General features: G+C 37.7%; 19 protein-coding genes. All 19 read right to left on the bottom strand.

The annotated features are described in order from the left end of the window. Nucleotides 1-31: 31 nt before the first annotated feature. The 19 genes from BAU15_RS03655 to BAU15_RS03565 all read right to left on the bottom strand — a co-directional run bounded on the left by BAU15_RS03655 (nt 32) and on the right by BAU15_RS03565 (nt 25152). On the bottom strand, nt 32-505 hold the full coding sequence (locus BAU15_RS03655; RefSeq protein ID WP_161841411.1) for a SprT family protein: 474 nt from the start codon (nt 503-505) through the stop codon (nt 32-34). Beyond that, nucleotides 502-2688 carry a Tex family protein gene (locus tag BAU15_RS03650; protein ID WP_161841410.1) on the bottom strand — a complete coding sequence of 729 codons (2187 nt, stop codon included), beginning with the start codon at nt 2686-2688 and terminating at the stop codon, nt 502-504. The genes BAU15_RS03655 and BAU15_RS03650 overlap by 4 nt, the downstream gene beginning before the upstream one ends. A 136-nt stretch (nt 2689-2824) precedes the next feature. Beyond that, nucleotides 2825-3556 carry a metallophosphoesterase gene (locus tag BAU15_RS03645; protein ID WP_161841445.1) on the bottom strand — a complete coding sequence of 244 codons (732 nt, stop codon included), beginning with the start codon at nt 3554-3556 and terminating at the stop codon, nt 2825-2827. A 182-nt stretch (nt 3557-3738) separates the two neighbouring features. After that, nucleotides 3739-4692: an oxygen-dependent tRNA uridine(34) hydroxylase TrhO gene (gene trhO, locus BAU15_RS03640; protein ID WP_161841409.1), complete on the bottom strand. Its 954-nt coding sequence runs from the start codon at nt 4690-4692 to the stop codon at nt 3739-3741. Nucleotides 4693-4907: 215 nt separating this feature from the next. Continuing rightward, nucleotides 4908-5279 (bottom strand): VOC family protein, encoded by a 372-nt coding sequence (locus BAU15_RS03635; RefSeq protein ID WP_161841408.1) that lies wholly within the window; start codon nt 5277-5279, stop codon nt 4908-4910. A 469-nt stretch (nt 5280-5748) separates the two neighbouring features. Next, entirely contained in the window at nt 5749-7140 is a 1392-nt protein-coding gene (locus BAU15_RS03630) for an L-cystine transporter (protein WP_161841407.1), read from the bottom strand. Nucleotides 7141-7551: 411 nt separating this feature from the next. Further along, nucleotides 7552-7941 carry a DUF1149 family protein gene (locus BAU15_RS03625; protein ID WP_161841406.1) on the bottom strand — a complete coding sequence of 130 codons (390 nt, stop codon included), beginning with the start codon at nt 7939-7941 and terminating at the stop codon, nt 7552-7554. A 166-nt stretch (nt 7942-8107) separates the two neighbouring features. Beyond that, a complete protein-coding gene (locus BAU15_RS03620) occupies nt 8108-8731 on the bottom strand; it encodes an HAD-IA family hydrolase (protein WP_161841405.1) in 624 nt (207 codons plus the stop codon). Nucleotides 8732-8741: 10 nt separating this feature from the next. Continuing rightward, entirely contained in the window at nt 8742-10085 is a 1344-nt protein-coding gene (locus BAU15_RS03615; protein WP_161841404.1) for a PFL family protein, read from the bottom strand. 14 nt (nt 10086-10099) lie between these two features. Beyond that, on the bottom strand, nt 10100-10369 hold the full coding sequence (locus tag BAU15_RS03610; RefSeq protein ID WP_161841403.1) for an ACT domain-containing protein: 270 nt from the start codon (nt 10367-10369) through the stop codon (nt 10100-10102). Between the two features lie 120 nt (nt 10370-10489). Further along, nucleotides 10490-10921, bottom strand: coding sequence for a hypothetical protein (locus BAU15_RS03605; protein ID WP_161841402.1), 432 nt, complete (start codon nt 10919-10921; stop codon nt 10490-10492). Nucleotides 10922-10964: 43 nt separating this feature from the next. Continuing rightward, nucleotides 10965-11684 (bottom strand): LCP family protein, encoded by a 720-nt coding sequence (locus BAU15_RS03600; RefSeq protein ID WP_161841401.1) that lies wholly within the window; start codon nt 11682-11684, stop codon nt 10965-10967. A 144-nt stretch (nt 11685-11828) separates the two neighbouring features. Then, nucleotides 11829-14171, bottom strand: coding sequence for a hypothetical protein (locus BAU15_RS03595; protein ID WP_161841400.1), 2343 nt, complete (start codon nt 14169-14171; stop codon nt 11829-11831). Nucleotides 14172-14570: 399 nt separating this feature from the next. Further along, nucleotides 14571-16838, bottom strand: coding sequence for a glycoside hydrolase family 3 N-terminal domain-containing protein (locus BAU15_RS03590; protein WP_237580123.1), 2268 nt, complete (start codon nt 16836-16838; stop codon nt 14571-14573). 41 nt (nt 16839-16879) lie between these two features. Next, the gene (locus BAU15_RS03585; RefSeq protein WP_161841399.1) at nt 16880-19954 is read right to left on the bottom strand and encodes an alpha-mannosidase; all 3075 of its coding nucleotides are present in this window, start codon (nt 19952-19954) and stop codon (nt 16880-16882) included. After that, nucleotides 19948-21270: a family 20 glycosylhydrolase gene (locus tag BAU15_RS03580; protein WP_161841398.1), complete on the bottom strand. Its 1323-nt coding sequence runs from the start codon at nt 21268-21270 to the stop codon at nt 19948-19950. Before BAU15_RS03580 ends, BAU15_RS03585 begins: the two co-directional genes overlap by 7 nt. A gap of 37 nt (nt 21271-21307) precedes the next feature. Continuing rightward, nucleotides 21308-22639, bottom strand: coding sequence for an alpha-L-fucosidase (locus tag BAU15_RS03575; protein WP_161841397.1), 1332 nt, complete (start codon nt 22637-22639; stop codon nt 21308-21310). 94 nt (nt 22640-22733) lie between these two features. Then, complete coding sequence (locus BAU15_RS03570) at nt 22734-24170, bottom strand: ABC transporter substrate-binding protein (RefSeq protein WP_161841396.1); 1437 nt, start codon at nt 24168-24170, stop codon at nt 22734-22736. Between the two features lie 58 nt (nt 24171-24228). Then, nucleotides 24229-25152 carry a carbohydrate ABC transporter permease gene (locus BAU15_RS03565; protein WP_161841395.1) on the bottom strand — a complete coding sequence of 308 codons (924 nt, stop codon included), beginning with the start codon at nt 25150-25152 and terminating at the stop codon, nt 24229-24231. Between the last annotated feature and the right edge of the window lie 13 nt (nt 25153-25165).

Genomic DNA, 25165 nt, shown 5'->3' with positions numbered 1-25165 from the left:
GAATAGCCCGCAGAAAAAAACTCTTAAAAAACTATTTGTTCTCAGTAGTTTTTCTCGTCGAACTCTCTTCGCCTTTCCATCTCAGTTTCCCGCGACATCCACCACAGACATAGCGCTGCGTATTTATTTTTTTTCTGCGCTTAATTTGGATCCCACAAGTTTGGCATTCATATACTTGATAAATCTGTTCAATGAGAAGCGGTGCATAACGCGAACCGCCAGTGTCTTTTAAAAGTTTTTTGAAATCGGCGTCTTTATGTTGATAGCCTCGACCCTCTAAATGTAAATGATAGTGACACAACTCATGCTTGATAACAGAAATCAATTCTTCCTCGCCATATAATTCGATAACACGCGGATTAAAATCAAGCGCGTGCCCTTTTAGATGATAACGTCCACCCGTTGTTTTTAGTCTTCGGTTAAATGAAGCTTCATGTAAAAAAGGCTTCTTAAAATAGTTTAAAGAAACCTTTTCTACAAGTTGCTGTAATTCTTGATTGGTCATTTTTCTTGATAAGGCGATAGCATCGTCAAACTAATTCTTCCTTTATTGCTATCGACTTGTTCCACCCAGACCGTCACCACATCACCGACAGCGACCACATCAGTTGGGTGCTTAACAAATTTTTTGCTCAGTTTTGAGATATGAACAAGCCCATCTTGTTTTACGCCAATATCAACAAAGGCTCCAAAATCAATCACGTTTCTGACTGTTCCTTCTAATTCCATTCCCGGTTTTAAATCTTCCATTGAAAGCACATCTTTTCTTAGAAGCGGTGCCGCCATTTCTTCACGCATATCACGACCAGGTTGAACCAGTCCAGAAATAATGTCAGCCAGCGTTTCCTTACCGACTTCTAGTTGTTCAGCAATTTTTGACGTATTTAATTGTAGTAATTGTTCTTTGGATTGATCCGTACCTAAATCTTTTTCTTTCAACTCAGCTAATTTTAAGATTTCTTTGGCTATCGAATAACTTTCCGGGTGAATCCCGGTATTATCTAAGATATTTTTGCCATCTGGAATACGTAAGAAACCAATCGCCTGTTCATAAGCTTTAGGTCCTAAACGTGGGACTTTCTTCAATTGATTTCTCGCAGTAAAGGCACCATTTTCTTCACGATACGTCACAATATTCTGCGCTGTCGTTTTATTTAATCCTGAGATGTGTTGCAGTAACTGAGGACTCGCTGTATTCGCATTGACTCCGACTTGGTTAACCGCTGTTTCTACTACAAAGTCTAACTGTTCAGCTAAACGCTTTTGTGACACATCATGTTGATATTGACCAACACCAACCGCTTTAGGATCAATTTTGACTAACTCAGCTAGAGGATCTTGCAAGCGACGGGCAATGCTGACAGCACTTCTTTCTTCTACTTGAAGATGTGGAAATTCAGTTCGAGCAATGTCACTTGCTGAATAGACAGAAGCACCCGCTTCATTAACAATCACGAAAAAGGCTTCTTGTTTGACCTGTTTCAATTGTTCCGCCACGAATAATTCAGATTCGCGACTCGCTGTCCCATTCCCAATCGCAACCATTTCTACTTTGTAGGTCTCAATTAATTTACGAAATGCGGGAGCTGTGGCCGCACGTTTCTCGCCAGAAGCCGGTTTATGAGGATAGATGACTTCAATTGCCAAGACTTTCCCAGTCTCATCGACGATGGCCAACTTACAGCCTGTTCGGTAGGCTGGGTCAAAGCCCAACACAACTTTCCCTTTCAAAGGTGATTGTAATAACAAATTCCGCAAGTTTTCACCAAAAATAGCAATCGCTTGTTCATCAGCTTTTTCAGTCAATTCATTACGGATTTCGCGCTCAATCGCTGGACCAATAAATCGTTTATAGCTGTCTTGGTAAGCTTCACGGATGAACGGAGCTGCAGGAGAATCTGCCTCTTTAATTAACTGTCTTTCTAAATAAGCAGCAATCTTTTCTTCATCAACACTTAAAGCAACTTTCAAGATGTCTTCTTTCTCCCCACGATTCGTCGCAAGAATCCGATGAGAGACCATTTTATGAACGGGTTCAGAAAAATCATAATACATCTCATAAACTGATTTTTCATCTTTCTGTTGATCTTTTACCGTGCTATTGTATAACCCTTTATTGTAAGTTAAAGAGCGAATCCATGTCCGGAATTTCGCTTCATCGCTGACCTGCTCAGCAATAATTTCATGAGCCCCTTGAAGCACTTCTTCAGGTGTATGAACTTCTTTTTCTTCATTAATATAGCTTTTTGCTTCAGCATAAACATCTGCATCTTTCGGAAATGTTAGCAACCATGTAGCAAAAGGTTCCAAACCATTTTCTTTGGCAATCGTCGCTTTTGTTCGACGTTTTTGTTTATAAGGACGATATAAATCTTCCACCTGTTGCATTTTAGTCGCATTTCTAATAGAAGCAGCTAACTCATCCGTTAATTTTTCTTGTTCATTAATTAAACGAATAACTTCTTCTTTTCTTTTTTCAAGGTTCTCTAAATAAGCATAGCGTTCTTCAATTTGTCGAATTTGGACTTCATCCAAACTATCAGTCATTTCTTTTCTGTAACGCGCAATAAAAGGAACCGTGTTTCCTTCACTTAATAAAGTTAAAACGGTTGTTAGTTGTTTTGGACGAAATTCAGAAAGTTCTTTTTGAACCAGCTGAATGATTTCTTGATTTAAATTTTCTGCCATGTTTTCCCCTCACTTTACAATGCATACTCGCCTATTTTACCACAAATTTGATACATTGGGCAGACGTAATATCTTAGGGTTTTGAACGCTAAAAAAGGATAGAAATATTTCTTCCATCCCTAGTTAGCAATAAAATTTATTCTGGTTGCCACGGACCATTCATATTTTGATATTCGATATCTTGAACAATCCCGCGCTCATTAAAAATAACTCCATGAACCGAGCCACCAAAAACGGCTCCACCATCAATCCCTATTTTATTATCAGAAATCCACAAATCAGTTGTTTGCATATCCCCATGAAGCATCGGAGTAATGGTATGACCAAAGACAATTGTTTTTCCTGTTTTATTTTTTCCCGTATGGAAAGGTTCACGAATCCACATGAAATCATGTGCACTAGTCTTGTGCCAATCTGACTTTGTTAAATCGACACCGGCATGAACAAAAAGATAATTTTGCCATTCATAATATAATGGACGCTCGACAAGAAAATCAATCAATTCACGATAACGACTACGAATCATCATGGAAATCTCTGTCGGCGAATACTCTTCAGTTGCTCCTTTATGCAGCAGACTTTCGATTGTTTCCTTCCCTCCATTACGAAAATACATCGATGCCCAATCTTCGGGGGCCACTAGAAATTCAAGAAAATATTCTTCGTGATTTCCTCTCAAATAGATTGCATCGTATTCTTTAGCTAGTCTCATTCCAAGTAGAAAAGAATCTTTTGTTTTCGGACCTCGATCGTTCAAATCGCCGATTAAAACAAGTTGATGAATTGTCGGGTCAAAGTAGTCAATCAGCTGTTCAAATAGTTCGTACTCGCCATGAATATCGCTAATTACATAGACATAAGGTTTCATCATGTTCCCCTCCTATCCCTTCAACTATACGTCAATTCTCTAATAGAAATCAAGAATAAGCGTTGATGAAATAGAACACGAAGTGCTTGATATGCTCCCCTTTTACTAAGATACTCATATTAGTAGAACTGACAAAAAGACTGAACCTGTATGTTACTGGTTCAATCTTTTTGCCTATCTTATTATACAGCCATTTCTACTTTTAAAGCTTCTAGTTTAGCTGCTTTTTCTTCTTGTGAGATACCATGTTTTTCTGTGTAACGGTTATTTGGGTGAGCACTACATTCATAAGAACAGCCACCTAGATGTTTAGCTTCATTTTCTTCAGAACATAGAATTTGACGGTTACATTCCGGATTAGCACAATTCACATAACGTTCGCATGGTGTATTGTCAAACCAATCGCGACCAACAATTTGTTTGTCAACAGAATTGATTTCGACACTGATTCGTTCATCGAAAACGTACATTTTCCCATCCCATAATTCCCCGCGCGTCGCTTCGTCTTTTCCATAAGCTGTGATACCACCATGCAACTGAGCAACATCTTTAAAACCCTCACGCACTAGCCAACCTGAGAATTTTTCACAACGAATACCACCTGTACAATAAGTCACAACTTTTTTATCCATAAATTGTTCTTTATTATCGCGAATCCATTGAGGTAACTCACGGAAACTGCGAATATCTGGGCGAACAGCTCCACGAAAATGGCCCAAATCATATTCATAATCATTGCGGGCATCAATCACAACCGTATCTTCATCTAACAAAGCCTCTTTAAACTCTGCTGGCTCAAGATATTGGCCTGTCAATTCATGGGGATTAATATCATCTTCCAATTTTAATGACACAAGCTCTGGACGAGGACGAACGAACATTTTTTTAAAGGCATGACCTTCACTTTTATCCATTTTAAAATACGTATCGGCAAAGCGCGCATCGTTATGCATCGCTTCCATATATTTCTCGGTATCTTCAACAGTACCAGATAGAGTTCCATTAATTCCTTCATTAGCCACCAAGATTCGGCCTTTTAAATTCAAGCTATTACACAATTGTAGATGCTCTTTGGCAAAAGCCTCAGGGTCCTCAATAGTAGTATAATTATAGTAAAGTAGTACACGATAATCCATAGTCTTTCTCCCTTTCAATCAATATCTCCTTAATTATAAAAAACTATTTTTTAGAAAACCATGTATTAGCTTGTGTATAAAAAAACAAAAATGTTCTTTTTCTTTAAATTTTATCAGAAGTTATTTCTGTTAAAACAAATAAAAAGCAATTGCTTTCTCACTTAGAAGAAAACAACTACTTTTAAAAGCATTTGTGAATAAACAAATTTGACCAATTATTTTCCTGACACCGCAAAATAATTTCCATCATTATCAGAAAAATTAAAGACCATTTCTTCGCCAAGTTGCACTAAATCGCCCATTACGACCTTCTGCTCTTGCATTTTTTTGTACAAAGAAATAATATCATCGCTAGCAAACATAATTGATGGTGAGTTTAAAGCAACCTCTGGTGAATGAGCTTCAATAAATTTCCGATCATACAACACAAAACGACTCTCTGCATCTTTTGACGGGCCAATCTCAACAATCAACGTCCCATCCATCTCTTGACGCTCAAACTCATAGAAACCTAAAGACTTCCAAAAACTCGCCGATTCTTCCACGTGATCAACATAAAGCATGATTTTTATTTGATTTGTAAACATATAGTCACTCCTAATTTTAAGTTTCTACTAGCTAAAACAGCTCTTTGCCTAGTGTAACAAAAGATTGGTGGGAAGGCTAGTTCCATGAAATAGAAAATCAATAGCTAATCTTCTATGATTAAGGGCAAGTGAGGAAGTGAAATGTTCCATTTCACAATTATCCCTGAGTTACTGCAAAATTTTGTAACTGGACTTGGCAGCTAAGACCAGTTTTAAGGTAATGAACTGTTTCAGTTCACTTTATAGGCCTATGCATACTATTCTGCTAGATGGTCTTATATTACCTCAACTGTGTGTTCCTGTATGAACGATTCTGGCTCTAGGGCCAAGTATGGAAGGAAAATGAAACATTTTCCCTTTATCGGCCTACGCATACCATTCCACTAATGTACTTATATTAGTGGAACTGACAAAAAAACAAGGCTGGTTAGGCCTTGTTAATTGAGAGTTGTATTTCTTTTATAAAGTTTTATGCTTGTACATCAATAAGCTTGGTACTGTCGTTTAGTGTTTCTCGATTTAATTCTTTGATGTGGCTACTTGTTACGACGCCGGCTAACATACTGTCGCTGACGTTTACGGCTGTTCTAGCCATGTCGATTAATGGCTCTACTGAAATTACAAGTCCGACAATGGCTACAGGCAAGTTCATTGAGCCTAGGACGATTAGTGAAGCGAATGTTGCACCCCCACCGACTCCGGCTACACCGAATGAACTGATTGTTACAACAGCTACTAACATCAAAATAAATTCTAAACTGAAGACATCGATACCAACAGTTGGTGCAACGATGGTAGCGAGCATTGCTGGATAAACACCGGCACAGCCATTTTGTCCAATCGATAAGCCAAAGCTTCCAGCAAAGTTAGCTGTTGCTTCATCGACACCTAAGGCTTTGGTTTGTGTTTCAATATTTAAAGGTAAAGCTCCGGCACTTGAACGTGACGTAAACGCGAAGCTTAAGACGGGGAAAGCTTTTTTGAAATACGTGATGGGACTCACTTTGACCGATATTAAGACCAATGAATGTACAACTAAGACTAGAATTAATGCGACATATGAAGCAAGGACGAATTTTCCTAAGTTCATAATCGCTGCAAAATCACTTGTCGCCATAACATTCGTCATTAACGCTAATACCCCGTAAGGCGTCAAGCGTAAGACTAAGGTCACAATTCGCATCGTTAATTTGTATAAACTATCGATTAAATTTGCAAAAAATTCCGCTTCCTTAGGCGCTTTTCTCTTAATTCCAAGATAAGCCACACCCACAAAGGCTGCAAAAATTACCACACCGATGGTACTTGTAGCTCGTGTACCGGCGAAGTCAGCAAAGACATTTCTAGGAATAAACGATAAAATTTGTTGTGGAACAGATAAGTTTTCAACTGTTTCTTGACGCGTTGCTAACTCAGCAATTCGAGCAGTTTCTGCAGATCCTTCTGTGAAAGTTGCTCCTTGTAAACCGAATAATAGCGTTGTTCCGATACCAATTAAGGCCGCCACAGCGGTTGTCCCTAATAAAGTCGCTAAAACAGACGCGCTAATCTTACCTAATTTTTCTGAGACCTTCATTTTGGTAAAGGCACCCACGATTGAAACAAAAACTAAAGGCATAATCAGCATTTGTAGAAAGGCTACATAGCCATTCCCGACTACGCTAATCCAGTCCATTGCCTGAACAGTTGCCGCACTTTTTGTTCCTAAAATTAGTTGAATCAATAACCCAAAAATGATACCTACGCCTAATGCAGAAAATACTCGTGTTGAGAATTTCGCATGACGCTTTTGTAACTGATAGAAGCCGTACAGAAATACCGCAAAAATCAGAACCACTAAAACAGTGATGAGTGTTGTCATTTCATTTCCTCCTCGTAAAATTTTTATGAATGACAAGTCCATCATAGGAAGTAAAGGTTCCTCAGTGACCATTCTTCAACAGTACACTTGAAGAATCTGGATAGACCAAATCCTTCATGATATTCTTAGTTTACTTTAAATAAGTAAACTTTGGGAATAATTTGCTCTATTTTCTTATATGGATACCCTAATCGTGATAGTTTAAAGCTATCGCAAGGTAAAAAGAGGTCTTGCTGACAACAGTTTCTAAAAAATCAAGCAAGGTCGAGGAATGCATCAAGGTGAATCCCAATTCCATTATTAGCCTACGCATACCATTCTATTACTATACTTATACTAGTGGAGCTGACAAAAAAACTGTACGAATGTTTCTCCGCACAGTCAAAATAGTCTTAGTTATTCTAGTATATTTTATTCAGGTTTTTTTTGTGATTGAAAGTTTAATTCAACACCTGGTTGATCTAAGGCAATTTCAGTAATTTCGTAAGTCATCCGCTTAACGATATCAAACAGAGGAGCGACTAATTTATCTGCTTCCTCTTGACTCAAATCATCTTGGCTATCAATTTTTTGATTGATAAAATGATTTACTTGACTAACAGCACCTGAAAGAAGAAACTCTTCAAATACTACTTTGAATTCCAATCTCACGCCAATGATGCTATTTTCTTTTGGATAGTCTGGATCACTGGATGTCAAAGGGGCAAAACCAACCTTTAACTCTGTTTCAGCTTCCACTTCAGGATTTTTTTTATCAAAGTGAAACGCTTCAACGATTTCTTTGTGTCTTTTTAATTCCACAAAAATCACACTCCTTCATACAAATTATAGCATAACCATATAAATAACACTCTATTTTTAAGATAATTTTAACCCAGCATCTTACAGAAAATCTAGAGAAAAATCGGCTAAATTTCTACCTAAGGATGCTCAAAAGTTTAGTAACAGACATTAAGTATGTAAAAATTTACTCTTCTGTATGAGGTAAGCTGAGAATATCTTTTAGATTATGCACCACATGAGTCGCATTGACTTCACCTAAAAAGTGATCAATATCAAATAAACATGTCACAACATTGGCGTTTATTCCCGCGTCAATATCAAGTTTTCGATCACCAATCATAATGGTATTTTCCTTATTTAAACCATATTTTTCGATTAAAAAATTTAATGAAGTTGGATCAGGCTTTCTTGGAAAATCCATGTCCAAGCCAATAACTTCCTCCACCAATGTATCTAATTGATCGTGTTTTAATAGTTCCCAAGTCGAGGCTGTTCCACGATGAGTTAAAACATAATTAGTTCCGCCGTTTTTCACAATTTGCTCTAAAACCTCTTTGGTTTCTTTGAAAGGCGGTGAAATTCGTTGATCCGCTGCTTCATAATTATGAAATTTTGGTGTAAATTGTTCCTCTGTCAAAGAATAGCGTTCTCGCAACTCTTTCGTCGAGCGCTGTTTCATTACTTTATAAATCAATTCCTTGTCAGCTTTAAAACCATAATCCGATAAGGTTTGTTGGACTGCATCCACCATCACTGGATAGGTATCATACAAGGTTCCATCGAAATCCCAAATAAATGCTTCTAACACAAAATTCCCCCTAATTTTTAAAGGAGTGGATAGGTGCGGGTATCCGACCTCCTCTTGAAATAAATGCTGCTGAGCCGTACTCGTTGACTTTCATCACCGGTGCTCGGCCAAGTAGCCCTCCAAATTCTACCATATCTCCTACCTTCGTGTCTTTAGCAGGAATAATTCTAACCGCAGTCGTTTTATGATTAATCACACCAATTGCAGCTTCATCAGCAATCATCGCTGCAATTGTCTCGGCCGAGGTTTCACCAGGAATTGCAATCATATCTAACCCAACTGAACAAATAGCGGTCATAGCTTCAAGTTTTTCCAAGTTTAACGCGCCATTATTTACAGCTTCAATCATTCCAGCATCTTCTGAGACAGGAATAAATGCACCTGACAAACCACCGACATGACTACACGCCATTACGCCACCTTTTTTGACTGCATCATTGAGTAAAGCCAAAGCCGCAGTTGTCCCATGGGTTCCGACAGATTCTAGACCCATTTCTTCCAAAATATAAGCCACACTATCGCCGACCGCGGGAGTTGGTGCTAAGGATAAATCAACAATTCCGAAAGCAACTCCTAAACGTTCCGAAGCAATGCGACCGACCATCTGCCCCATTCTAGTAATTTTAAAGGCCGTTTGTTTAACAACTTCAGCCACTACATCAAACGGTTCACCCTTAACTTTTTCCAGTGCACGCTTTACCACACCAGGACCACTCACTCCGACGTTAATTACGCAGTCTGCCTCACCAACACCATGGAAAGCACCTGCCATAAATGGATTGTCTTCCACTGCATTGGCAAACACCACTAATTTAGCACAGCCCATATCCGATTTTTCAGCGGTCTCTTTAATAATTCGTCCCATGTGTCCTACTGCATCCATATTAATTCCTGCGCGCGTCGAGCCAATGTTCACCGATGAGCATACGAAATTCGTCTCAGCTAAAGCCTGAGGAATCGAGTTAATCAAAATTTCATCACCATGCTGATAACCCTTTTCTACTAGCGCACTAAATCCACCAATAAAATTAACGCCCACAGCCTCAGCCGCGCGATCCAAAGTTTTCGCATACATGATATAATCCGTTTCATCACTGGCTGCAGCCACCAATGCAATCGGTGTCACTGAAATTCGTTTATTGATGATTGGAATCCCGTATTCAGCTTCAATTTGGTCACCAACTGCGACTAAATTTTTCGCTAAACGCGTAATTTTATCATATATTTTTTGACAAGCCTTTTCGCTGTCACTATCGATACAATCCAACAGTGAAATCCCCATTGTAATCGTTCGTATATCCAGATGCTCTTCTTCAATCATCCGAATCGTCTCAAGAATTTGATTGGTTTCCATGAATTTCGCTCCTTTTATAATTTATGCATCGTATTGAAAATTTCTTCATTTTGAATTTGGATAGTCACGCCTAAAGATTCGCCTAATGTATTTAAACGTTGACGAATTTCTTCAAACGAGAGCGTCTTATTCTCTAAAGAAAGAACCATCATCATCGTAAAATAACTATCCATGATTGTCTGCGAAACATCTAAAATATTCAGATTCAGATTAGCTAATTCTTGACTAACCCCCGCAATAATCCCCACTTTATCTTTCCCAACAACTGTTAATATGCCACGCATTTTTCTTCCTCCTCTAATGTTTTTCTAATTATAGCACAAAAAAAAGTCCACCTTGAGAGAAAAGTGAACAGTTTTTATTATTTTTAGAGAATCGTTCGTTTTTTTATCTTACCAATCAAATTAGACCTTTTGCTCAAAATGTTCATGACAATTAGAACAGGTCACTCGGATACGTCCTTTTCCTCTCGGAGCTCGCATCTTTTGTTGACAATGTGGACAGGCAAAGAAGACGTAGGTACGTTTATCAGAAATCGTCTGTTTACGTTTTGTGAAGAAGCCTTTGACCTTAGCGACTCTTCGAATATAAGCCTGATTTTCATTGCTACGTGGATAAATTTTCTTCGAGAAAAATCGACCATACAATAAAATAAGTCCGATTACAGCTAGTATTCTGCCTAATTGAAACGGCAACCAGGGAGTCAAGACTAAACAAATTAAAACTAATACAAACAAAGTTTTATTTAATTGGTCGAATCGGCCATAACGCCCTCGCATAAATTTTTGAAAAGCGGTTGTCCATTTCATTAATCTTTGAAGCCAGATTGTTTTCATGTTCTTTCCTCCTCTATTCATTTTCTTATAGTGTAACAAGACTTTATGAATCTTTTATGAGGTTTTCGAGAATTTGTATATTCCGTTCGCTATCCGTCATTTTTACAGACAAACCAGATTCGTCCTTTTGAATTTCATACGTTTCTGGTACTGGAATAATCAACTTAGTCGATTGGACATCTTGTAGACTGGCATAGCCTTTCAGAAGCGAAAAGAACTGGCTGTTGTTTAAATTCGTCTCACAAATTTTTGATAAGAGCGATAAATAGTGTGGCACTTTAAACAAATTTTGTTTTTTACCAATTGTTTTTGCCAGTGCTTTGAGGACTGCTCGTTGGAAATGAAAAACTGCAAAATCATCATTTTCGCTTAGATGATAGCTCATTTTCATAGGCAGATCACTCAATAGTAGAGTCTCCTCTGCCATTTCAACACCTTCAGGCATGATATTACCGACCACCGTTATCAGTTCGTTTAATTTCACTCGAACATAACCATCCGGCTGCCAATGAAAGTTTTCATAAAAAAGACGACGAATTCCTGAAATCCCCTCTTTTTGATACAGTTCACCTAATGTTCCTTCTGCTAATGAAAATTCTGGTGAGAATTGAACCAACGTTTTTTTTGTATCAAGTTTACTATATATAATGCTGCTGCGTTCGAGCTGTGCTTCTTCAATTATGACTAAAATTTCCACGACAATCGCCCCTTTCCTTTTGAAATAAAAATAACACATTTCTTCACAAAATGGTGCTTTTTCCACTTAAAATTCTTCGTAAAAAAACTATTGAACAGAAAAAACTAATACCGAGGTACTAGATATGCTGCGAGCCAAACTTAACTAAGCTTGTTTTTTCGCAGCAATAATTCTGTTCAATAGTCAATTTTTTGTTGATACTTCAGTTTTTTAGTCTAAAGGAATTAAATAAACTTTAGAATAAGGTGTTCCTGAAAAGATATTAGAGATGATGTTCCCACGTCCTACTTGATGCCAAGTTTTATTTTCTGAAGGTTTGTTGCCCCAGAAGAAAGCAATATGGCAATCTGGATTTGGTTTACTGAAATCTGCTTCAAAGTATAGAATATCCCCTTTTTTAGCTTTTCCACTTTTCAGAAGATCACTAACTGAATTAAATGAATAATGCATTGTGTTTTTCAATAATGCATCGCGCCAATTGTATGCATTGGCAAGCCCACCATAGCTATTAGCCACACCTGTAATCTTATTCATATTCGCACCACTATGCTTAATCGCATGAGCTACAAATCCTGTACAGTTCATGCCTACACCATATCTGTTCGGTGCACCACGTGGGACCATGAAGCGTTCCGCGTTCGAGTAGCCACCTGCACCTAGACCCTTGTACGGGGTTCCCAAATAATAGCCATTATTTTGATTACGGCTTAATTGATTCACAACATTTGCCCGTGAAATACCTAGATAAGCTGCTGCCGCTTGTTTTTCCCGAACAGCTACTTTATTTAAATAACCTACCCAACGACCTTTTTGATCATACATTGAATAGTAAGTTACTCCATCATAATGCGTATAGTAACCTCTCACATGGTAAACTTTATTGTACAATGAGCGAGAAGTCCCTTTTCTTGAATTATAGAAATTATTCCAAACTACATGATTTGGATTTGTAACAGTCACATATTTTGAGGTCGGAATCAGCACACCAGCTTGTCCGTTCCCTTTTTTAACTGCCACACTGTTTAAATACCCATACCACTTGCCTTTTTTGTCGTAGAGTGAATAATATTTGATGCCATCGTAATGCGTATAATATTCTTTGGCTAAATAAGTTTTATTTAGTAATGCGCTAGAACGACCTTTTCTTTTATCATACATACTTGACCAGACCACATGATTACCATTTGTCACCGTCACATATTCTGTCGTCTTGATTGGTGCACCATATGCACCCTTACCGACCGTTACTGCCACACTATTCAAATAGCCATGCCACTTGCCTTTTTTATCGTATAAAGAATAATATTTGATGCCATCATAATGCGTATAATACTCTTTTGCAAGATAAGTTTTATTTAATAAGGCACTAGAACGGCCTTTTTTCCCATTATATAAACTCGACCAAACTACGTGATTACGATTTGTTACTGTAACATATTCATTGGATTTGATAGGCGCACCATATGCCCCTTTACCAACGGTTACTGCCACACTATTCAAATAACCATACCACTTGCCATTTTTATCATACAAGGAATAATATTTAATGCCATCATAATGTGTATAATATTCTTTTGCCAGATACGTCTTATTTAATAACGTGTTTGAACGGCCTTTTCTACCATCGTACAAGTTAGACCAAACCACATGATTGCCATTTGTGACCGTTACGTATTCATTATTTTTGATAGGTGCACCGGCTGCACTAGTCGCAGTAGTCACTGCCACACTATTCAAATAGCCATACCACTTGCCTTTTTTGTCATACAAAGAATAATATTTAATGCCGTCAAAATGTGTATAGACTTCCTTGGCTAAATACGTCTTATTAAATAACTTATCTGAACGACCATTTTTCTTGTTGTACAAATGACCCCAGACCACATGATTTCTATTCGTTACTGTTACATATTCAGAGATAGTAATCGGTGCACCCGCTTGGCTTGTTCCTTTAGTCGTCATAGCTTCTTCGATATAACCAATCAAAGTCCCTTTTTTATTATACAAAGCCAGATACTTCTTGCCATTTTCATGGGAATAAGATTCTTTCACATGAAATGTTTTTTGGAAATATTGTTCTTTTTTGTCTACTGGATTCCACTTAAAATCTTTCCATAAGTCAAAATTTTTCGCTGTAATCGTTACGTAGATATCGGTTTTCACCGGTTTTCCTTCAGCGCCTACTATCGCTACTGTTTTTACCTTACTTGGCTTTTCTTCCTCTGGTTGCTCACTACTTGTTTGAGTAGTAGCCTCCGTCTCAGGTTCACTTGTGATTGTTGTCTCACTTGATGTTTCAGTTGTTGCGGTTTCAGTCGATGATTCAACTAGACTTGATTCAGTCGTTTGTTGCTCAGGAACAGTAGTAGTCGCTACCGTAGATTCAACCGACTCTTCGGAACTTTCTTCAGTAGTCATCGCTTCCTCTATAGTTGCATTTTGTTCAGCCGCTGTATATGTATTGGTTACTTGCTCAGTTGCTTGAACAAAAATTGGCGAAAATGAGCTAGATAAAATAGTTAAAACAATCCCCAATTTCACAAATTTTTTCATTTAAATCCCCCTATGTATAAAATAATTGTCAGTATTCAAGTAATTATAACAGGTAAATAAATATTTGTATATTCGAAAACACTCGTAATTAAAAAGGTTTTCAGTCTTTTTTCACCCAAAGATACTACATCAATTAAGCGCCGCTAATATAGACCTATTCCATTTTTTTGGTTCTGTTAATATACTTTTTTGTTCATCAAATAATCTACTTCAAAACAATTAGATTTTTAGATATAGTTATTAAAAATAACTAAGCTAGGATAGAGACATGTATAACTGTCCTATCTTAGTTTATAAAAATAAATCCCCGCTAATTTCTAGTTAGCTTAATAGATCTTTGACATTCAGAAATAGATAAAGAGCGGAACACAAAGGCTCCACTCCCATAAATTACGTTATCTATATTGTGATTTTTTGTTGAAAATGATTATTCGTACATTCAACGGATAAAGTAGCCTCTTTGATTAACTGATAAGCTAACTCTTCATTTAGCTCTGTCAATTCTGAAGCTGTCAAAATAATCTCAAACATTTTGCTTTCAGTCGGCAAAAGAGCAACTTTTTTAAAACCTTTCAACTCTTTCACACGGGTAATCACTCGCGTTTGATGACTTTTCAGATAGACCTGCACCACTTCGGCTCCAGGAAACTTGCCGGTATTCGTTAGCGTTCCTGTGACGCGCACCACTGGATTAGCATTTTTCTGATTATCAACATCTTCAAGAGAATTTTCTGACTGTGCCTCTACATTAATTGCTAAACCGCTAATCTTAAAGTTAGTATAAGACAGTCCATAGCCAAACGGGAACTGTGGCTGGCCGTTATCATCCAGATAATCCTTCTTAAAAGCAATATCTCGGTAATTATAATAAACAGGTAACTGTCCATTGTGTGCGGGAATTGACATGGCTAGTTTTCCAGAAGGTGACTCATCAAAAAGAAGACTAGCCACAGCTTCACCACCATGTTCACCTGGATAGCCAGCGAGTAAGATTCCATCCAAATAAGGTTCAACTTCGGATAAAATATGTGGACGACCTTGAATAAAGACACCAATTATCGGTTTATCTAATTGACTTAATTCCTTTACCAAATCAACCTGTGCTTTTGGAATTCTCAGATCAGCAACATCAATGTTCTCTCCGCTGGTCATCTCATTTGACCCAGAGATAGCAGCGCCATTCGTATCAAAAGTTGTAGAGAAATCGCGCGCACTAGAGCCACCTAACACAACGATAATTTTATCTGCTGACTGTGCTACTGCCATTGCTTTTTTAACTCCATCAGGTAGTACCGAAGTAATCTCAGAGCCTTGCTCATAGTTCACTTGGATATCTAATTCCGCGCATCTCTGCTGAATCCCTTCAAAAACAGTCAGACAATTTTCTTCATTTTTAAATGGTGTATAATCGCCTAACTGATTGTACAATTTATTCGCATTAGGACCGATTACAGCCAATGTCTGGCCAGATTCTTTTTCTAAGGGTAAATGATTTCCTTCATTTTTTAAAAGTACCATCGACTCCTTAGCCAGTGAAACAGAAAGATGCTTTTTCTCAGCTGCTGAAACATCGGTAACTGCAGGTGTTGCCTCTTCAAATAAACCTATTTTATTTTTCAAATCCAGCACACGGAGCACGGCCTGATCGATGATCGATTCAGACAGTTGCCCACTAGCGACTGCTTCTTCCAAATAAGGATATACTTCGTCCCAAAGACTGATATCCACTCCACTTGTAATTCCCCAGACTGCAGCATCGACTGGATTTCCAGTCACTTCAACTAAGCGATCTAAGGCACAACCATCTGCCATAACAGCACCCTCAAACCCTAGTTCTTCACGTAAAATCCCATTCAATAACTGGTCATTACCGTGACACGGAATTCCATCTAGATCATTATAAGCTGCCATAGTCATTTGCGCGCCATGGGCAATTCCCTGACGCATAGCTGGTAAATGAATTTCACGGAACTCCCGTTGTCCAATTCCAACAGGTCCAGAATTATGTCCACCCATCGCAGAGCCTTGCGCAGCAAAATGCTTTAGCACCGCTAGCACATGATTTTTATCGATGGTCTCTGGGGAATTCCCTTGAAGTCCTTTAACTGCTGCAATTGTATATTGACTAGTCAAAAATGGATCTTCACTAAAGCATTCTTCAGTACGTCCCCATCGAGGGTCTCTTGAAACATCTAGCGAAGAAATCAAACCTAAATGCGCACCTTTTGCTCGAATTTCACCAGCAACAATTGCCTGAACTTTTTCATACAATTCAGGATTCCAACTCATACCAACTGAAAAATTTGCAGGGGTTGTCAACGAATCCAATGCTTGATGCCCATGAGGACATTCTTCTGATAAGAAGGCCGGAATACCTAAACGTGTATGCTTCTTTAAATAATGTTGAACCAGTCTACTCATCTCGATAGCCTCAGTCGCAGATAGACCGGTTTCTCTATTTTTTCCTGACCAAGGATCAGAGCGGAACAAACCATAAATAAAGCCGATTGAGCCCCATCTATTAACTTCTTCTTTAAATTTTTCGGTTAAATAAATATTCCCATCTTTTTTCTCATAGACTTCCCAACCATATAATCGTTGATTCAACTGACCAACTTTCTCTTTAAGAGTCATTTTTTCAAGTAATTGTGAAATATCCATAGCCATAGATCCGTTCACTCCTTTTCACTTCTCTTCTGTCCTATTTTTTATAAATAGAATTTGATTGTTTGGATTTCGAAAGGTTGGAAATGAACCACCACTTGTTGCTCATTTATCTCTAACTCTTCCAACTCATTCTCCAATAAATCACATAATACAGCGCGTTTCACTTTTTCATTAACAGCTAGTACAGCTGCTGTTGTACTATTATGGAACTCATACATTCTAGCTACGACTTGCTGCTCTTTTTCAGATTTTTTCACCGTATCAAGTAAGATATTCTTTTCTTCAAGTTGGCACCAGTTCGTTATCTGCTTAATTTCTTTGACTTTAGACTCAGCAATTTCATGGACAATCGCAGGGGTATTTAAATCAAGTGCTTCTTCAACAGTCTGTGCCTCTTTCCAGCTTCCAACATGTGGCAGAATTGAATAAGTGAATTGATGAATCCCCTGATCTGCTTCAGGATTTGGATCTGTAGCCGATTTAATTAGGGTAATCCCAATTTCTTTATAGCCAACGTTAAAGCCGTATTTACTATCGCTCATCACGCTGACGCCATAGTTACCTTCTGATAAATCTACCCATTTTTGACCACATACTTCGAATCTTGCTTGATCCCACGAAGTATTTGTATGAATCGGACGTTCCACATTTCCAAATTGAATATCAAAAGTCGCTTTAAGTGTATTCACATCGATTGGGAAATGAGCTTTCAACAAGACATGTTGCTGGTGCCAATCAACGGTTGTTTCAAAATCAACTCGTGCACTATTTTTATAAAAATGAATCAATTGATCGACGGAAGAATCCTCGAATTTCCGAGTGATTTTAAGGCTCTCACGTATATCACCAGTTTCAACAAACTCAGCAGAAATCACTGAATTAACTGGCCAAGATTTTTCTTTGTAATAAATATCAATATCCCACGCATCAAAGTTCAACGGCAGATCTTCATAGGCAACCAGTCGATTGAGCGTTTGACCCGGTGTTACAATCTCTCTTTGCGTATTTTTATCAATCATTGAAATAATCTCAAAGGAATCATTAAACGTAACTTTATAAAATTCAGTCTCAAAATATTTTCCAACAGCTGTTTTAGTGGATACTTGATTTCGTGTTGTATCGATCACTTGATTATCTGTTGTCTTAGTTAAAATCCTTTCACTCATAGCCGGAACATTTGGCAGATAAATCAGGGACTCTCCTGTTGAAGTCGCTTGCTGGGTAATCCGCTCGCCGTTTAAGAAAAGCTGTTCATTAGGAGCTACCTTCACTTTGGCAACTATATTTCTATCTTTGCAGAGAGGATTGTAGACCAAAATATTCTGTGCTTCCTCTTCTTGACCAAGTAGCAACTTGTTTAGTAATTGTGCACCTAATTCTTTTGTTTCAGCATATTCTTTGTCCGTTTGATCATAGACTTCTTTAATAGAACTTCCTGGAAGTGTGTCATGAAACTGATTCAATAGTGTTTTCTTCCACATAGAATCAAGTTCCGCTTTAGGGTAATCAGCTAAACCATAGTGAACATATATTTTTTCTAAAGATTGAAGTAAAGTTTCCACTTCTCGATTATTCTTTTTGTTCTTAGCAATTGAGGTATACGTTCCTCGATGGTATTCAAAGTAAAGCTCCCCTCGCCAACGGGGTACTTGTTCATTCTCCAGGCGCTTTTCTAAACGTTGAAAATAATCTTTTGGAAAACCTGATTGAACCTTTGGAATCCCTGGTAACCCATTTTTTAAACGAGAAGCAACTTCTAGCATCTCACGAGTCGGTCCACCACCACCATCGCCGTAGCCATATGCTACGAGTACTTCATTGTTAATATTTTTCTGTTGATAACGATCCCAACTGCCACGTACTGAATATGGATCCAATAACCCATTATAAGTTGTGTAATATGGAGTCGGACTGTAGCCTTCACTGACGGTCGTAATAAAATGAGTTAACACTTCACTGCCATCAATCCCTTGCCAATAGAAAGTATCAAAAGGAATTTGGTTAAACTGATTCCAAGAAAGCTTTGTCGTCATGAAATAGGGTGTATTGGTTTTCTTCAAAATTTGTGGCAAAGCACCTGAATAACCAAAAACATCTGGCAACCAAAGAACCTGACTTTCTCGACCAAACTCCTCTTTAATAAACTGTTTTCCGTGAACAATTTGACGTACGAGTGATTCCCCTGAAGTCAGATTACAATCAGCTTCCACCCACATAGCCCCTTCTGGTTCCCATCGATGTTCTTTAATTTTTTCTTCAATCGCTGCATACAACGTAGGGTATTGTTCTTTAATAAATTGATACATTTGTGGCTGACTTTGAATAAAAGTATAATCTGGATACTCTTCCATCAACTTCAAGACCGTTGAAAAACTTCGTTGCCCTTTTTCAATCGCTTGTTGAACCGTCCAAAGCCAGGCAATATCGATATGTGTATGACCGACAGCTAAGACTGTCGCAATACTTTGAAAATCTTCTCTTTCATATAAATGTTGTTTCAAATAATTGCTCGCTTGTTCGATACCTTCATAATAGTCAGGCGAATAGCTTGTCCGAAAATCAAGAAATTGCGCAGCATGCTGCAACACCTCTTCATAAATCAATTCATTAGCCGTCTCCCCTTGAACCGAACGCCAACTTTCTAAAGCGACATAGAAATCGTAATAACAATTACGTGTTGCGCGGTCGATTTGTTGAAGATAGATGAATAGTGGAAACTGTTTTTCTTCCCTACCACTGAAAACTTCCAGACGGAATCGCAACGACTTTCGTTTGATTATCGATTGTGGAATGATTGCCTCTCTATGATTAACATCTAAAGCTTGAATTAATTCATCATCTAGAAAAAGAGTCAGTTGCGGATTCGTCGCATTATCCCACTCTGTTTCTGATGAAAAGATACCTAAGCTCAGCTCCTCCTCTAGCCACTCATCCTGAATTGTGATTTCTCCAGTAATTATATAATAGTGATTTTTTTGTCCAAAATATTGGCCTGATTGATAAGGAATCAGTTGTTCCCCATCCTTTAGTGTTAAATTTGTTAAAGCTACTTTTTCTTTTATTTCTCTCTTTTTTAATTCTTGATTCATTCGTTGAATTCGTTCTCTTATTAACATTCGTTTTCCTCATTTATCCATAATTTTTCAGCATACGCTTTTAGTGGATCCAAAAGTTTTTCCATTACTTGTATTTCCGTGAGAGCTGCCGGTTGATCAGCCCAAACTGAAAACGAGCTCCCGATGATACTTTTCAATTCTGTCTCAGTGATACGTTGATTTTGAGCAAATAAGTGAATATCCCAATCAGCTCCAATTTTTTCGGCTGTAGGATACGTATAGCCAGCTGCTTCCCCTAAGACAAAGTAGAAATAATTATCATTAAAATTTAGCACTTCATAACCCAAATCAACATACTCATGAATACTTGCCATATTTTTGTTCCAACGCGTCCAATAAGTGATTTGCACCTCTTTTGATAAAGTAACTAATGATGATTGATTATTCCGATAGAATCCATCATTCCAGACTCGCGAAATGAAGCCTGCCTGATTCGTTTTCTGAATTAATTGATTGGTGTAATCAATGTAAAGTTCAATCCCCGTTGCTGCATCTCCATATTTCTTTCTGGCTGCTTCTTGCAATGTAGGGTATTCATGAAAAGCATCAAAGTCGATAAATTCATCTGCACCAATATGAAAATACGTACTGTCCTCAAATAATTCAAAATATTCAGTGAGTAAATGATAAACAGCAGAGACCGCTTCTTCATTAGTAATATCCAACGCTCGATGATCTAAAAACTCATTTGGTTCGCCAACTCGTTCAAGTCGCCATTCAGGATAATGCTTCAAGAAATTCTTTAAATGTCCTGGTGTGTCTAGCTCAGGAATAATTTGTATGAACCGTTCTTTTGCGTAAGCAATAATCTCACGCACTTCTTTTTTCGTTAGATATTCGTCAGAGACGATTTCTGGATAGCGTTCTGACTCAATCCGAAAACCTTCATTCTCTGAAAAATGGAGTTGCAGAGTGTTCAGCTTCAATTGGCACATATGGTCAATTAAAGAAAAAATCCATTCTTTCGAGTAGAACTTTCGCCCCATATCAAGCATTAAAGAACGCTCTTTCATACTCGGTGAATAACTAACCAATTGATTACTCAACTGCTTTTCGTCCAACTTAGTTTTGACTTCTTGCCAACCATAAAACAGACCATTCAGTGCAATCGCACGAATTTGAACTTGTTCGTCCATAACACAAATCTCAAAATCTTCCTCCGACATATCACTATTCTTTATACGAAAGAATTGGATAACCTGCTGCGGTTGTACGTCTACAAACCAAGTAGCTAAGACTGCTTCATCTGCTACTTTTTCAGTTGGATAGTCCGTCTCAAAATTAAAATGACTAGACTGCTCTTGATTATTTTCCATTAACTTCTTTCTCCTAACTTTACTATGAATGACTGGCTTATATTGTCTCGATGCATACGCCGATTGCTAGCTGCTCCTTACCTAGAGGTACCAGATACTCACCAGAGGATTGCACAAATAACTCCTCATTGGTTGATAGAACAGAAACTCTAGTGACTGATTCTAGCTCTATGCCTAACGAGTTTATATCAAGAGAAACAGTTTGTTCACCCTCTTCAATTAAGTAGAAAGCGAATAGTTTTTGACCTTTTTGCGTCAACTTCCACTTACTATCTGATTGAGTTCCGACTGCTCTTGTTCCATAAATCCCTTCACCAAAACTATCGAGCCATTCACCTAATCCGACTAGTAATTTCTCAGCTTCTTCAGGTAACGTCCCATCTGGTTTTGGTCCAACACCTAAAATTAGGTTTCCACCTTTTGTCACTACATTAACAAGTAAATGAATAATTTCTTTCAGCGATTTATAGTGATCATTTGGTACATAGCCCCAATTATTGGCCAGTGGAATATTACTCTCCCAAACTTTTTTCGGTGGAATGTCTGGGACTGCTCGTTCTGGCGTCACATAATTTTCGTAAGGTCCCCCGATTGTTCGGTCAACAATAATCAAGTCTTTCTGTAGTTGGCGCAGCTTTGCAGCAAGTTGAGCCATCTGTAAATTTTCTCCTGTTTGAGGACCCACCCAGCCAGCATCTAGCCATAAAATATCAACAGCGCCGTAATTGCTCATTATTTCCGTTAATTGTCCGTGAACAAATGAGACAAATCGGTTCCACATAATCGGATCTTCTGCTACTGAATAGCTAGTATAGCGTCCAACAGGCGATTGACCGGGTACCCAATAATACGGTGAATGCCAATCTGCTTTAGAGTAATAGGCGCCAACTGTCATTCCTTGCCCTCTGAAAGCATTGAATAATTCTTTCAGGACATCACTTTTGGGATTAGAATGAAAAGGATATTTTTCTGAAGTGATTTTGTAGTCAGAAAGCTTGGTATCATACATGTTAAAGCCGTCATGATGCTTTGTCGTAAAAAGCATGTATTTAAATCCTGCTGCTCGACATTTTTCTGCCCAGTCTTGAGGATTAAATTGGGTTGGGTTAAACGAGTAACTCAAATCCCAATAATCTTTTCTCAATGTTTCTAAGTCCTGTCTCCAAGGATCTTTTCTCGCCCATTCATCCTCTTCAGATAATTGCCAAGACTCAACAATTCCTGCTTCGGCATATAATCCCCAATGGAAAATTACGCCTAACTTCATATCTTGAAAATTTTCAAGTTTTGCTAGTAGTCCTTCCGTCATACCGATAGAAGGATCATCCTCAGTGCCTTTTACTTCTTCAATATCACCACGAATTGCCATACCTATTCTCCTTATAAGAAAGAAAAAGTGAAAAATCTGAGCTGCTTAATTACTCAGCGTACTATCAGATTTTTCACAATTTCGTTAATTTAGTTTATTTTTTCCATTCATCATATTGCTTTTGCATTTCATTTACTACATCATCTAATCCGGCTGCTTTCATTTTTGTTTCCATTTTTTCAAGATTTTCTTTTGGATCAACCGAACCAGTATTAATTAAGTTTTTAAATTCTTCTTGCACATTATTTAATGCCGCAATTTGTGTTGAGACACTTGTTGTATCAAAATTGAACCCTAAAGCAGGTGAAGGAGTTGCATTAGCATTATATTCTTTCAATACGTCCCACTCATCTGCTTGCGCACCTTCAGCATGGTACAGATTGAAGTAGCTACCGAACATATAGTAAGGAGTTGTATAATTACTGTGTGCATCTAACCATTTAATTGTGTCATCACCTGTTTTTTCATAATGAGTCCCTTCAATTCCATAAGCTAATAGATTCATTAGTTCTGGGTCTGTGTTGACTGCTTCTAATAGTTTCATTGCTTCTTTTGGATGCTCAGAGTTCGCGCCAACAACAGTTCCAGCACCTACAGCTGAGGCATTGGTTACAATTGAATCTGTCATTTGAGTAACGACTACATCTTTTTTCACTTGGTCTTTTACTGTAGCTGTATCCAATGGACCCATTACAGTTGATGTTACAAACCAGTCTTTACCAACGATGTCTGTTTGTTTAGCCAAAGCAGCATTTTCGTTAATATAGCCAGCATTCATAAATTCTCTGACTTTAGTTACACGTTCCTCATATGGTTTTTCAAAATAATAATCAGTAATTTTATCTTGATCGCCTTCTAAGTTAATTCCTACAGAAGTATTTAACTCGTCAAATTCGTAAGGATTTTTATATCCTTCAGACATGTACCATGGGAAAATGCCTTCTTCTTCTTTGATTTTTTTCAACCAAGGCTCTAAGTCTGCATATGTTTTAATATCTTCATAAGGAACTTTATACTTATCAACTAATTCTTTGTTAAAGACGAAGAATTCTGTCGCAGCAATTTCTTTTTGCGTTGGGACTACGTAAATTTTTCCGTCAATCTCAGCACCTTGCCAGAATTTTTCATCAAGTTCGCTTTTTAGCGCTTTGTTATCACCATTCAAGTAATCTGTGATATCCAAAAATCCACCTTTTCGGGCATTTGTTAGGTAGTTAAATCCACCAAGCCATGAAGCGGTAAAAGCTAAGTCAAACGATTCTCCAGCATTCACTAAAGCGCTCATTTTTTGATCGTATTCGCCCCAGTCGATTTGGTTTAACGTAACTGTTAAGTCATATTTATCTTTTGTGTATTTATTAACTGCATCATTGACCTTCTCGATATCTTTTTGCGGAATTCCTGTCATATACCAAGTTAAATTCACGGTATCTGAATCTTTTGCATCCTCTTTTTTTCCACCACAAGCAGTCAATAACACTGCTGATAAAGCTAACAATGCAACCCCAAAAACTTTTTTCCGTTTAAACATAAAATGAAGCCTCCTATATTTTTTAATTAGATGACCATGTCATCTATATTACCCTAAATTATTCTTTTACTGCACCAATTGTTAAACCACCAATAAAATATTTTTGGAAGAATGGATAGGCAATCAAGATTGGAGCAGTTGATAAAACAACTACCGCCATCTTAATGGTCTCTGTAGGAAGAGCATTATTGGCTGTCATTCCCATCTTACCCGCATTATTTGCGATAAATTCGATATTCGTTTCCATCTTCATTAACAGATATTGCAAAGGCACAATCTTGTTACTATCAATATATAGTAATGCACTAAACCAATCGTTCCAGTAGCCTAATGTTAAGAACAATGCAATCGTTGCCAACCCTGGAAGGGACAATGGTAAGATAATTTTGAAATAAATAGTCCATTCGCTTGCGCCATCCATATAGGCTGATTCGATTAATGCTTCAGGTACAGACATCTGATAAAACGTTCGTAAAATCATAATTGAGAATGTACTCATACAAAGTGGTAAGATTAGTGACCAAATTGAATTACGTAATCCTAAGATATTTACGATAACGATATAATTTCCAATTATCCCACCGCTAAAAAGCATTGGAATAATCGAGTATTTGGATAAAAATCCGCGATACGCATATTTCTTTCTAGAAAGTGTATAGGCAAAAGTTGACATCAAGAATACGCCTATAATGGTTCCAACGACTGTAATAAAAATAGTTGTCCCGAAAGATTGAAAGACTGCTCCATCCTCAAATATCATTTTGTACGCATCTAAGCTCCATTTTTGAGGAATAAATTGATATCCAAATTTTTGGATTGCTTCCGAATCAGTAAAGGAAATGATGATTACTAAAATAAAAGGAATCACGCTGAGTAATGTTACTATACCTAAAAGAATAGTTATGAATAGATTGGTTTTTTTACTCACTCGACCAAATCGGTTTAAGGATTCCCCTAATGTGGTTTGTTTTTTTTCTTCCAAAACAGCTTCCCCC

Source organism: Candidatus Enterococcus huntleyi (genome assembly GCF_009933175.1).
Taxonomy (GTDB): domain Bacteria; phylum Bacillota; class Bacilli; order Lactobacillales; family Enterococcaceae; genus Enterococcus_K; species Enterococcus_K huntleyi.
This window is presented reverse-complemented; position numbering and strand designations above follow the sequence as displayed.